The organism is Clostridium sp. HV4-5-A1G (assembly GCF_900184915.1).
GTDB classification, from domain to species: domain Bacteria; phylum Bacillota; class Clostridia; order Clostridiales; family Clostridiaceae; genus Clostridium_B; species Clostridium_B aromativorans.
Genome location: NZ_FXYI02000118.1, coordinates 1 through 11,237 on the forward strand (window position 1 = coordinate 1; position 11,237 = coordinate 11,237).

The window sequence follows — 11,237 nt, forward strand, 5'->3', positions numbered from 1 at the left end:
ATCATTATTCTCTTTTAATTTGACATCCTGTTTCTCTACTATGATATTTAAACTATATTTTTTGTTATTTGGCAGGGATATGATTTCCACTATCTTTGGTGTGCCTGAAATTTCTTTGCCGGCAGGCATTTTTAAAAACAGATACCTGTCTGTAATGCTGTACTTTTCTTTCAGGTAACCCCTCAGTTTCTTTGGCAGAGACAGCCTTACAGTCCCGTTCCCCAGTACAAACCCATTGTTGAGGTACCTCACATTGGAGTTTGTATGTTTATATCCCGGCGGTTTTGGATTTTTGACCCCTCCTGTTTTCTTCAGGGTGTAGAAGGACTTCCAGCTCTCACTTAGCTGCTTCAGGACTTCCTGAGCTGTCTGGGATGGCAAGTTCTTATACCAGAAGTGGTCCTTCAGCTCTTTTTTCTGCCTGTACCAGTCAGGATATGCAGCACCGCTTTCTTTAGACCAGTTCCTTCTTTCGTAGTTTGCGGTGTTCCATAGCTTTGAAGCTGCATATGCCAGGCATCCAAGCACTATTTTTTCTTTTTTAGTCGGATTCAATGTGAAATTAACTACCCGTTTTATGATACTGTCCCCTTTCTTTTAAAATAATTTTAACTGCGGCCTTTCATCTCCCCTTTGAAAATGGGAGGATTCTCGGCTATTTTCCTAAATAAGGTACTACTAAATTTATTGTTAACCTTTTTATTTAATGTTCATCTTTAGCAACATTGTATCAATATAAAAATGTAAAATCAATTTAAAAGTTAATCTTTAGCACATTAGGCGGTGAACTACTTTGAAAATATACTGGTATAAGGGAAGCAAAAATGTAATAGGTACTAGAGTTAAAAAAGCCCGTAACATGTTTAATCCTCCCCTGACTCAAGGAGACTTAGCTGCAAAATTAGAATTAATGAATATAAAGCTTGATAGAATATCCATTTCAAGAATTGAATCCGGTGACAGATTTGTAGCTGATTATGAAGTAATTGGAATCGCCAAAGCACTTAATGTATCTCTTAATTGGCTTTTACTTGGTGAATAATTTTTATAAAAGAATAAATAAAAAGGCCTATATAATACAATAACTTTATAAGCCTTTTCATATCTTAATGTTCATACTTTCATATTACCCATATTGGAAATCCCAGCTATGGATATGTCAAAAATAATCTTTATCAAAATACATACACCTACAACAAATATGGCAAATGCAATGCCTTCTTTTTTCTCTATCTTATTCTCAAAGTTTAATTTCCTTGATTTTTCAATGCTTTCATTTCCGCTCTTTAAATTATGGACTGCGGAGGTTTTATCACTTTCCTCTACCTGCCTCAGTGCCGATATTATCTTTGATATGCACTTGTATCTTTCATCATTTAAAAACTTCTCATAAGCGGCATCCCTGCCTACAAGATAATTTGTTTCAAATTCAACAAGGTACGGTTTCAAATAGTGAGAATTGTCTATCAGAGCCTTGAGCATGTTCCTTGAAGTCACATTGGGATTGCTGCCCACCATTACCAGGAGATTGACAAGGTTGTATACCTCTTCTTCTTTTCTCCTCACTATCACAATGGAGTACAGTTTTAAAAGTAAATCAGGCACAAAGAAGAACACTACCGCCCACAGACCATATCTTATTTTTCTTGAAACAGAATACAAAGGCTTTAGAGATACTGCATCTTTTAGGGCAACTGATGAACTGTCATTGATCCTGTCCGAATCTACATCTCCATATTTTGATAATACACTTTTCACTGCTTCAAAACCTGCATCATTATTGTTTATTCCAGTGATATCAACATGGACTTTCATTAGATTGAAATTCTTGAGTCTTGTAGAAGGATTGTTGTGAAAATCATTTTGGGAATAAGTCGAATATACTGGTGTTTCAAATACCTGCCTCTGCTTTACCTGGGTGTTTGTTATGAATACCAGGAACAAAAGAAGAGAGGCTGCCACAAATGCAATTGTTTTTATTACGTACAGATCAAGCATATCCATGTCAAGGGAAGATTTAGCCAGTAGATTGTCTAGAATCTTGTATTCCTTATCCTTGTGTTTTGGAAGTACCTTCCTTACAATTTTTCTCAAAAGTTTATTTTTAAATAAATTCTTTGCATCAAGCAAATAACCGGCATAACATGCTATTATAATTGCCAGAATAAATAAATTTCCCGTATTGTTTGACATATCAATCCCCCCTATAGCTTTCTCAAAAAGTCTATTGAAAAAAAATATATTATATAAAACATGACTACAAATACATATTTCATGGAATCAAGCGGATTTTGTGATTGACCTATTTCAGGTACAATTACATTCATATATTTCTGCATTAGCAGAGTTACCACCACCATGAATAGAGCTCCCAGCTTGTACTTCAAAAATTTTTCCCTGGCTTTTTCTGCAAACATGTTTTCTTCCCTCATTTTCACAATGAGATTGCTTATCTGGTTGTTCAGTTCCTTGAGGTCACCTCCATAGACAACATAAGCCTTTATAAGTTCGGAAAAGGCATTTATATTTTTATCATTGAATGTTTTTTTGAAATCATCGAAAGCAGTATTTGAATTTCTGGAGAGGTTGTAATATAGGATCTGAAAAGGTCTTTTTATATGTCCTTTCAAATTTTCAGATGTGGCCTTTATTGCAGTATCAATTTTAAATGATTTGTTTAAGTTGTACTGGAATTCCTCCAGGCTGTTCGGTATCTTTTTTATTACCCTGTATGTCATGAAATTTATAATATAATCACCGACAAGAACAGGCAGTACAAATGCAAATACAATGTAGACCAGTTTAAGGTACCATATGGTGTCGAGTAGCATGATAAGCGTAAAAGCAATCAAAACTGCAATACAATATATCCCGACAAGCACCGATGAAAGCCTTGACGCATCTTTTCTGAAAAGGTTCAACTTCAAAGTAAGTGTCTTTTTATTCAATATCATTTTAAGCACCCCATATCTATTCCACATTCACCATACAATGCCTTTAATTCTTCCATATACTTTTCCGTAAAGCCAAAACTGAAAGCTTCATTTAAGTAATCCTGGGATATTGGATTGATCAGGGCAAGATTTCCTTCTCTACGTTCAAACATTGGATTCAATTCATATGGCATATGGTAATTTTCAGGTCTGAAGATTACTTCAGTAACCTCCTGTATATATCTTTTTCCTGTGGCCAGGTTCAGCGCTATGAACATAACTATATCAACCGCCCTTGCTATATCGTAAAGTGCAGATTCTTCGCTCTTGTATGAATTGTTTTGCATGAGCATATTTTTGTAGTCCGGTATGAAATTTTTTATAGATGATGTATGAAAGCTTCCTAGGCTGCCCCTATTTTGTCTTGTCATTGCCTGGAGTGTTATATAAGCCTCCTCAGGTGTCCTCACTTCTCCATCTATCATAATGTCACGGCCAAGCCTAAGCCCGGTTTTAAAGCAGTCCATCGGTGATTTTATGTTCAGAAATTTTAAATTTTTGACGTCTTTATCCGGAAAATATTTTCTTATGGCAAGTTCAAAAGATGATTCCATAGTAAGAAGTGTCAAATTGTCCGGTATGGAAGATATGAGCCTCAGAAGGTATGTTGTTTTTCCTGCACTTTGTGGACCAACCACAAGTATATTGGGCCTGCTTTTCATAATTATATCTATAAATCTTTCCACCTGCCGTGTTGAAGTACCTTCTGCAATTAAATTTTCACTTGATACATATTTATAATCTTCATACCTCAAGTTCAGAGAAGGCTCCTTGCTGTATGGAGGTATGAGTGCCGTTACTCTTGCACCGCTCAGGTTGTCACATATTATTTCAGGATTGTTCGGTCTTAAGTCGTCATCACTGGAGTTTGATATGCTCTTTTTTATGATCTCAAGGCATGTCCTATTATCTTTGAAGTATAGCTTTTTTATCCGCTTCCTCTTTCCATTTATCTGAAAACTTATAAAATCAGCACTGTTCACATTTATCTCATTGAGCCCCTCCATATCTCCATAACTGTATGGATCTATTACTGAAAGGCCATATAGTTCCTGGTATATTATCTGTATGAGCAAATCAATTTTTTTATCTCTATCTGAATTACCGGAAATACAGATAGAATTTATTACCCTGCCATAATCCCTATCATCACCTTTATATACGGGTTCAAAATAATTTATGTGATACTGCTTTATATAACCATCTACAGTAGAATGTTCCTTATCCAAAATATCAGCAAGGTATTTTTTTATATAAACTTTAAGCATATTCTTGCTTTTTAAATCTCCTGCAGATGCCAGCTTGATGAGTTCATTGAGATTTTCAATATCCGAATTATCCGACAGCATAATGTCCTTTATGGAATTTAGAAGTTTATCCAACGACATATGATTTCATCTCCTCTTCTAAAATTAATACATTTTACACTATGATTTTCTCTCACTTTCATTTATCTCTCCTTTGAAATTCACATGACTTTTCAGCCAAATTAATGCGTTTATGAAAATAGGAATACAAAGAATAACTAATGTTATGAAAAATAGTTTCATCATTCCATTAAAAGAAAAATCATTACCGCAAAGAAATATTATATATCCCAATCCAAAATAAGGCATTATTAAAGATTTAATTAATTTCTTCATGGAGTCTCTAAAGCTTATATGTACTTTTAATATAAGTTTCACAGAGAACCAAAAAATCATCATCCAACCACTTAATACAAGTGAAATTTCCGCTATAGACAAAAAGCTTTCGAAAGTTGGAAATATACATTTTATTTTAAAAAGCCCCAGCAAACCTATGATGTAAATTATTAGAGTTGAAACCCACATGTTTTTCCATAGCTTTAATTTTTTCATTATATTCTCACTCCTAATTAAAAATCTTATTTTTGTACTGCACTATCTGAACTTTGCTGGGCAGGTGACGGTGCCGGCTTATCCCATGATGGAATATACGTAACCTTGGATGCAGTTGTACTTTGTGACGGGTACTTATAAAAGCCAAAGGAAGCTATTTTTTTTGCATCTTCAATAGATAAAATGTTAGAATTATTTACGAGAACAGTGAGATGTGCTGGTATCTGTTTTTGATCTGATGTTTTCTGGGCTGACATTGGCTCTCCCGTGGAATCAACAACTTTTGAAACCAACGCCTTAGACACTATGATATCCGGTTTTCTGCCTTTTTCCTTATAGTTCACTATGACATCCACATAATCACCCGATGTTATGGAATTATCACTTAAAGTATCCAACGATACAGAAAGAGTACATGGCCTTAAACCGTTTGTGGGCTCGGATATATCGTCCTTTTTAATGTTTTCATTCTTGTATATGTTCCTGTCTGCTATTTTCCCGACTATGGATTTTGTCTCATTATAGCCATATGAAGTAGGTACCTTGTTGTAAATGGAGTCTTTAACAATTTTAAGATCCGATTGCTTTACAATACTGCCTGCCGTTATGTTTTTTGTAGCTTTGATACTGTACACATATTTACCTTTTAGTGAAGGTACGGAACCTGTAATATAGAAAGTGGCACCTATAATTCCAATCCATACGGCAGATGTTGCAAGCACTATTCCAATTTCCTTTTTCCTGCTTTTTAAATTTATCACAACACTATGTCTCCTTTCTGTTATTTTACTTTTCAATTTTGCCAATTATGGATTTCATGGGTACAACCCCGAAATTTCTGCTGTCGTTGCTGTTGTTCCTGTTGTCCCCCATGACGTAATATGCTTCAATTGGAATTAACATATCTACAGGTAAATATTTGTCCATAGCTGAGTTCATTTTTTCTTTAAGGTAAGGTTCTGCGAGTTCCTTATTATTTATAAAAATCTTTTCATTTTGGATTCTTATTTTTTCTCCCGGAAGTCCCACAACTCTTTTTATAAGGACCTTATTATCATCAACTGATTTGAATATTATTATGTCTCCCCTATTTATTTGGGTAATGTCCTTATCTGCAGTGAGTTTTTCTCCCGAGTGAAGTGTCGGCTGCATTGAATCTCCCACAACTTCCACATTGACTTTGCCTGAAACATTTCTGGACAGCACCGATGAAATAGCAACAACTATAAGAAGTACTACGATGGATGATATTACAAGTTTGATTTTCTCTTTGACTCTTTCTGAAATATTCATGTTTCATTTAGCCCCCTTATAAACTAATAAGAAGTGCCATCATACAACCTATGGCCATATATGTTACAAGCGGTATGCTGTCATCGCCCTGTTTTATAAATCTCTGGCTCAACAGTGCGAGAATTAATACCAAAAGCATTATAAAAGCACCGTGGCTGCCGTAAAAAAGCGTTACTGCCGGAGATATTTTTATATCTCCCCAGCCTATCCCATAACATTTCTCATCAACTATTTTATCTGGAAGTTCTTTTATTTTCCTATAAAGCCCAAGCCCCTTTATTCTCCTATAAAAATTTCTTCTGGACTTTTTTGGAATACTCCTGGCACTGCATGAAAGGAACGACCCCGCAGTATATAAATCAGCTCCAGTGTTGCTTATTTCGGCAAGTGCTACCTTTTCAGAGCACCTATTTACAAGCTCAATTTGAGATATAGATTTGTTTAATTCCTGCTGCAGTTTGTCCAGCCTGGAACCTAGAATTTTTTCATTTCCTGAATCAAATACAAACCCTCTGGCCATATCTATATTTTCCTGCGTCGGATTGTCTTCGGCCTTCTCAACTGCCTCCACTGCATTTAAATTTCTATTTACAAGAAATGGCCTGTCCTTAATTTTGTAAATTACTGTACACACTATATCCATGATAATCAAAAATACACAGAACCATAGGGAATAGGCAAACATCTGATGTATGCTGTATCCTTTGAGTAAGGCTATGGACAATGAGAGAACTGAAGCCGCAACCCATGTTTTTGTATATACAATTCTGTCCTTCCAGTCACAAACTGCGGCATAAGCCATGACAAGCAAAAATAAAATCTCTAAAAGAATCATTTTTACACTTCCTTATTTATACATTTTAATATATATTGAATTTAGGTTATTTATGGATATTGAAAGATTTTTTAATATTAACTGAACTGCTTTTGAATTTGTAAAAGACTAGAACATTTTCAGGATTTGAGTTCAAATAATTTTTAATCTTCTCCATTTGGACATCATCTTGAACTTTCTCATCAAGTATAGCAATCGTATCTTTGACATCCATTGGGCTGCTGTTTAGAGGTGTTTTTGATGAGCCCGCAATATAATCAATATTAAAAGCTGAACCTACAGGTGATATGATATACACTTCCGACGGCTCATAGCTTGAATTTATAAAATCTCTCGTTGCACAGAACTGCTCAAAATCATTTTGATATGTATTCACAGGCTGCTTATATGAATCTTCTATCCTGCTGCTTATTACATATCTTTCATCTCTTATGTGTGCATAATGACTCATTACGAGGTAGCAGTCAATAAAAAATATAATAAAAAACATACCCATCAATATGAAACCGGGAGCGCTTCCTTTGCTTCCTTTTTTATTGATTTTCAATTTACCACCCTCTTTTCAGATACAATTATTCTTCCCTGCAAATCTTCTCCAGTAAACAAGTTGTTCATTTTCTGAAGGGTGGATACAGCATCCTGTCTGATGGTTATCTTAAGGATTTGACCTGTTTTCAGTTCTATATTGAAACTGCCACTTCCATATGCCTTTCCAACTTCCGTAATGGAACCATCTTTGTATTCATACACAGTGTAAATAGTAGTGTAATCTTTTAAAACTGGAAGATATCCCTTAACATCCCTGTCAAAAAACTGATATATCGCTCCATCAACCTTTTTGCTGTTTGCTGCAGTATCAGCTTCCGTCCGCATAATACCGTGCAGATTTCCTACTGTATTTATCTCAGACAGCCCTATAAATATATTTAAAACTATATTCGAAAGCACAAATAAAACTACTATTGATGCCAGTATAACTGAAAGTCCCCCTTTTTTATTCACAGGATCACCACCTTATTTTTTATGTGAATATATCCTCACTATTTTTATTAAAAAAGACCTAGTTAAAGGTCTTTTTTAATTATTTACTCTCCAGCATTTGTTGGATCTACAAATGTAGTAGGAAGAAAATCAGCTATAATATTGGCTTTTTCTTCGACTATAGCCTGTCCTGCATCCTGACCCTGGTCTTTTATTGCAACTGCCGTTGGGTGAATGGCGGATGTAAAAATATATACAGTCAAAGTGATGAAAAATATAGCAGTGAGTATAAGTGAAAGTCCTCCTCTTTTGGATTTTCTCTTTCTCATAGTAGGTATACTCATTTATATGCCCTCCTTATTTTTTATTTACACCAAAGGTGACCCCCTCGTGCATGTGCTCATATGACCACCCCTTATTCGTTATTTTCATCTATGTATATTGTCTGGGTATTTGTATCTACCAAAAGTTCTTTGAATTCATATGCCACATATTCAAAGACTGGAATGAGTTTGACTGTTATGTAGAGCATAAGTACAACAGCCAGAATATATGAAAGACCTCCTTTTTTTCTTTTCACTACCATTTTTGTTCCCTCCAACCTTAACCTGAGTCCAGTATAGTATAAATCTGCATGTTAATTTATTTTTTAAAAATGACCTGTTTTTATGCTTAAAATTTATTTAAAATTGGAATATAATTTACCTTATTTTTTACTTTTTGATATAAATATTAAAACCACAGCATTTTCTAGAATACACTGGATATTGTCTTTTAGTTCGAAAATAAAAGCTCATATTGACTCTTGACATAGGAACATATGTTCGATAATATGGTATTAAACAACATAAAAAGGTGGTAATAGTATGGAATACAGAGAAGATTATTATAAGTTCTCCCATGTGATTTTTCCGATTTCATTATTCAAGTATAGGAAACAATTTATTCAAAAAATAAAAAAAGAAGGAGACTCTTTCAGTACTATCCTGAAGAAAGGCTGGAATAGTATAGTCATTGAAAAAGGAATTAGAAATGCTCCTCCCAGTTTTAAAATCAATCTATTAAATAACATCAAAAACTCATATTCTCTTATAGTTATAGAAATTCCTGAAGCTAGAGAAAGTACGGAGACCCCTTATATAGGCATCGTTTTTGATAAAGACTATAACATACGATACTTTACATATGAAATAGAAAAAGAATTTGGTAAGAAATGTTATTTCCTTTGTGAATGGTCTCAAGATCGAACACATATAAATTATGGAGAACATATGGATAAAAATCTCAATACTTTTACTCAGAGCATTACTGATTTAATCTAAGGTTTATATCTACATTTTTTCGAGAGGTGTTTTTATGTCAGATACTAAAAAAATCAATCAATTAAAAATATACGAATTTATAAAATCATATATCGAAGAAAGAGACTATTCTCCTTCTGTTAGAGAAATATGCAAAGCTGTGGGGGTGAATTCTACATCTACGGTACATAATTATTTAAATGCTTTAGAGAAAGATAGCCTTATAAAAAGAGATCCTTTTAAACCCAGGACTATAAGAATCCCCAAAAATAGTTCCAATAAAAAGAAAATGGTAAATATTCCTATCATAGATAGCATAATTATAGGTGATTCTATTTTTTCACCAGAAAATATAAAGGGATCACTTCCAATTCCAGTAGATTACACGGAAAACATGAACAACCTCTTTATCATTAAAGCTTATGATGAAAGCATGGCTAAAATAAAAATTCTCATTGGAGATATGGTTATATTTGAGAAGACAGATCATGTTGAAAATGGAGAAATAGCATCTGTTTTACTTGATAATAAAATTGTCATGGGGAGATTTTTTAAAAAAGAAAATTATATAAAACTTCAACCTGAAAGCACATCAATGAAACCAATAATCATAGTTAATTATATTATTATAGGAAAGTTAGTGGGAACTGGTAGATTTTTTACATAAAATACAACTGATAAGTCTCCTACCTGTAAAGAATAAAAATTTCCACATATTAAGCAAAATATATTTAATCATAGCCTATTTTAAATAAAAAAATGACCCCTATTCAATGTAGGGATCATTTTTTTATCTCCAAACACAATTAAATTATTTTAATAATCTAAAAATAATCTTTGATAGATGTTCATATTTATATTTTCTAGTTGCTTCAATTGTAGCTTCTAAAAGTTCTTCAGGCTCAGCACCATCCCATTCTAGAATATATCCATTAGAAAAAGCTAAATTTCTAACAAATTCTCTTTGGGTTCTACCGTTGCCTTCTCTGAATGGATGTGCAAAATTTAGCTGAGACATGTAAAAAGCAATCTTATCAGAGGTATTTCTCCTGCTCATATTTTTTAGATAATCATCTTTTTTTAAAGGTTTAAAAATCTCATTTTCCAATGCATCTCTTAATAAATAAGATGGTGCAAATTCACCACCTTTAAAAATATCTTCATTTCTCAACTGCCCTGCCCATTCATATATGTCTTGAAATATATACTTGTGGATTTCACACAGATGCTCAATATCAAAGTTACCCTTTATTGGATTTATTGCTAATTCAGAAAGTCTTTGCGATGACAGGATTCGTTCCATCTTTTCCAGTTTATCTGCATCTTTTATATTGAATTTATTCTTTAAAACATCTACATCTTTATAATAATACAACGAACGATATTCATTATTTCCTGAAATATCATACATATTTAATCTCCGTTATTTAACAGCAACCTGATAAGCACGTCTTAAAAATTCGTCATGAGAAAGTTCTTTTTTTAAAGACTTTTTTATCAGATTTTTTTCATATTCTGTAAGATACATACCTTCATGCTTTATGTTTCCTTCAGCGGTTTTTATAGCTTTATCATATTTATCAAGCATTATAATTCTCCTTTCAAGATAACACTCTACAAATATATTATATCATATTGTTCGGCTTTTTCACCATTAAAGAGTAAATTCATTAGCTATATATCATCTGTTTTAATTTTTATGAAGTATTTATTTAAAATATTACATGTTCGTCCTATAAATATAATATGCCCATTATTTTATAATAGTGTGAACCCTCCCCTCCTAACTAAACAGGTTAGTATAGAAGAGGCTTCTACCTTTTGACAGGCAGACTTCTTTTCCACAAATACAGTTTAGCTGAGTATTTCTTCTGTTGCCGGAAGAATTAAGCAGTTTATTTTTCTATCTGCACTACTCCTGCCAAACTAATCAATGTGGCCAGAGTGCTCTGAGTTCTTCGCAGAAGCCCCGGTT

Annotated in this window: 16 protein-coding genes and 1 pseudogene; 3 read left to right on the forward strand and 14 right to left on the reverse strand. The window is 33.5% G+C overall.

Annotated features, from left to right (window positions below):
- Positions 1-555 (reverse strand): annotated as a pseudogene (locus J5G60_RS12380) (hypothetical protein); the annotation flags it as partial.
- Between the two features lie 238 nt (positions 556-793).
- On the opposite strand from J5G60_RS12380, the gene J5G60_RS12385 reads away from it, so the two are divergent.
- A complete protein-coding gene (locus tag J5G60_RS12385; protein WP_150358524.1) occupies positions 794-1,042 on the forward strand; it encodes a helix-turn-helix domain-containing protein in 249 nt (82 codons plus the stop codon).
- A 71-nt stretch (positions 1,043-1,113) separates the two neighbouring features.
- On the opposite strand, the gene J5G60_RS12390 is transcribed toward J5G60_RS12385, so the two are convergent.
- The 11 genes from J5G60_RS12390 to J5G60_RS12440 form a co-directional block, all read right to left on the reverse strand.
- Positions 1,114-2,193 carry a hypothetical protein gene (locus tag J5G60_RS12390; RefSeq protein WP_150358525.1) on the reverse strand — a complete coding sequence of 360 codons (1,080 nt, stop codon included), beginning with the start codon at positions 2,191-2,193 and terminating at the stop codon, positions 1,114-1,116.
- Positions 2,194-2,204: 11 nt separating this feature from the next.
- On the reverse strand, positions 2,205-2,954 hold the full coding sequence (locus J5G60_RS12395; RefSeq protein WP_150358526.1) for a hypothetical protein: 750 nt from the start codon (positions 2,952-2,954) through the stop codon (positions 2,205-2,207).
- Positions 2,951-4,381 (reverse strand): ATPase, T2SS/T4P/T4SS family, encoded by a 1,431-nt coding sequence (locus tag J5G60_RS12400; protein WP_150358527.1) that lies wholly within the window; start codon positions 4,379-4,381, stop codon positions 2,951-2,953. The genes J5G60_RS12395 and J5G60_RS12400 overlap by 4 nt, the downstream gene beginning before the upstream one ends.
- Positions 4,382-4,420: 39 nt before the next feature.
- Entirely contained in the window at positions 4,421-4,852 is a 432-nt protein-coding gene (locus J5G60_RS12405; RefSeq protein ID WP_150358528.1) for a hypothetical protein, read from the reverse strand.
- A gap of 26 nt (positions 4,853-4,878) precedes the next feature.
- Positions 4,879-5,613 carry a hypothetical protein gene (locus tag J5G60_RS12410; protein ID WP_150358529.1) on the reverse strand — a complete coding sequence of 245 codons (735 nt, stop codon included), beginning with the start codon at positions 5,611-5,613 and terminating at the stop codon, positions 4,879-4,881.
- Between the two features lie 25 nt (positions 5,614-5,638).
- Positions 5,639-6,145 (reverse strand): signal peptidase I, encoded by a 507-nt coding sequence (lepB, locus tag J5G60_RS12415; RefSeq protein ID WP_150358530.1) that lies wholly within the window; start codon positions 6,143-6,145, stop codon positions 5,639-5,641.
- Positions 6,146-6,161: 16 nt separating this feature from the next.
- Positions 6,162-6,980: a prepilin peptidase gene (locus J5G60_RS12420; protein WP_150358531.1), complete on the reverse strand. Its 819-nt coding sequence runs from the start codon at positions 6,978-6,980 to the stop codon at positions 6,162-6,164.
- Positions 6,981-7,026: 46 nt separating this feature from the next.
- Positions 7,027-7,527 carry a hypothetical protein gene (locus J5G60_RS12425; protein WP_150358532.1) on the reverse strand — a complete coding sequence of 167 codons (501 nt, stop codon included), beginning with the start codon at positions 7,525-7,527 and terminating at the stop codon, positions 7,027-7,029.
- On the reverse strand, positions 7,524-7,982 hold the full coding sequence (locus tag J5G60_RS12430) for a hypothetical protein (RefSeq protein ID WP_150358533.1): 459 nt from the start codon (positions 7,980-7,982) through the stop codon (positions 7,524-7,526). Before J5G60_RS12430 ends, J5G60_RS12425 begins: the two co-directional genes overlap by 4 nt.
- Before the next feature lie 83 nt (positions 7,983-8,065).
- Positions 8,066-8,305 carry a hypothetical protein gene (locus J5G60_RS12435; protein WP_150358534.1) on the reverse strand — a complete coding sequence of 80 codons (240 nt, stop codon included), beginning with the start codon at positions 8,303-8,305 and terminating at the stop codon, positions 8,066-8,068.
- Between the two features lie 71 nt (positions 8,306-8,376).
- A complete protein-coding gene (locus tag J5G60_RS12440; protein WP_190972260.1) occupies positions 8,377-8,547 on the reverse strand; it encodes a hypothetical protein in 171 nt (56 codons plus the stop codon).
- 280 nt (positions 8,548-8,827) lie between these two features.
- On the opposite strand from J5G60_RS12440, the gene J5G60_RS12445 reads away from it, so the two are divergent.
- Positions 8,828-9,283 carry a hypothetical protein gene (locus tag J5G60_RS12445; RefSeq protein WP_150358535.1) on the forward strand — a complete coding sequence of 152 codons (456 nt, stop codon included), beginning with the start codon at positions 8,828-8,830 and terminating at the stop codon, positions 9,281-9,283.
- Between the two features lie 34 nt (positions 9,284-9,317).
- A complete protein-coding gene (gene lexA / locus J5G60_RS12450) occupies positions 9,318-9,929 on the forward strand; it encodes a transcriptional repressor LexA (RefSeq protein WP_150358536.1) in 612 nt (203 codons plus the stop codon).
- Positions 9,930-10,073: 144 nt separating this feature from the next.
- Here the strand turns inward: lexA and J5G60_RS12455 are convergent, their stop codons facing one another.
- Both J5G60_RS12455 and J5G60_RS12460 read right to left on the reverse strand, forming a co-directional pair.
- Entirely contained in the window at positions 10,074-10,673 is a 600-nt protein-coding gene (locus tag J5G60_RS12455; RefSeq protein ID WP_150358537.1) for a Fic/DOC family protein, read from the reverse strand.
- Between the two features lie 12 nt (positions 10,674-10,685).
- A complete protein-coding gene (locus J5G60_RS12460; protein WP_179977707.1) occupies positions 10,686-10,850 on the reverse strand; it encodes a hypothetical protein in 165 nt (54 codons plus the stop codon).
- Positions 10,851-11,237 lie beyond the last annotated feature (387 nt).

Bases quoted from the DNA above. Each gene is read 5' to 3' on its own strand.
- J5G60_RS12390 (WP_150358525.1), bottom strand. From the start codon at position 2,193: ATGTCAAACAATACGGGAAATTTATTTATTCTGGCAATTATAATAGCA.
- J5G60_RS12395 (WP_150358526.1), bottom strand. From the start codon at position 2,954: ATGATATTGAATAAAAAGACACTTACTTTGAAGTTGAACCTTTTCAGA.
- J5G60_RS12400 (WP_150358527.1), bottom strand. From the start codon at position 4,381: ATGTCGTTGGATAAACTTCTAAATTCCATAAAGGACATTATGCTGTCG.
- J5G60_RS12405 (WP_150358528.1), bottom strand. From the start codon at position 4,852: ATGAAAAAATTAAAGCTATGGAAAAACATGTGGGTTTCAACTCTAATA.
- lepB (WP_150358530.1), bottom strand. From the start codon at position 6,145: ATGAATATTTCAGAAAGAGTCAAAGAGAAAATCAAACTTGTAATATCA.
- J5G60_RS12420 (WP_150358531.1), bottom strand. From the start codon at position 6,980: ATGATTCTTTTAGAGATTTTATTTTTGCTTGTCATGGCTTATGCCGCA.
- J5G60_RS12435 (WP_150358534.1), bottom strand. From the start codon at position 8,305: ATGAGTATACCTACTATGAGAAAGAGAAAATCCAAAAGAGGAGGACTT.
- J5G60_RS12440 (WP_190972260.1), bottom strand. From the start codon at position 8,547: ATGGTAGTGAAAAGAAAAAAAGGAGGTCTTTCATATATTCTGGCTGTT.
- J5G60_RS12445 (WP_150358535.1), top strand. From the start codon at position 8,828: ATGGAATACAGAGAAGATTATTATAAGTTCTCCCATGTGATTTTTCCG.
- lexA (WP_150358536.1), top strand. From the start codon at position 9,318: ATGTCAGATACTAAAAAAATCAATCAATTAAAAATATACGAATTTATA.
- J5G60_RS12455 (WP_150358537.1), bottom strand. From the start codon at position 10,673: ATGTATGATATTTCAGGAAATAATGAATATCGTTCGTTGTATTATTAT.
- J5G60_RS12460 (WP_179977707.1), bottom strand. From the start codon at position 10,850: ATGCTTGATAAATATGATAAAGCTATAAAAACCGCTGAAGGAAACATA.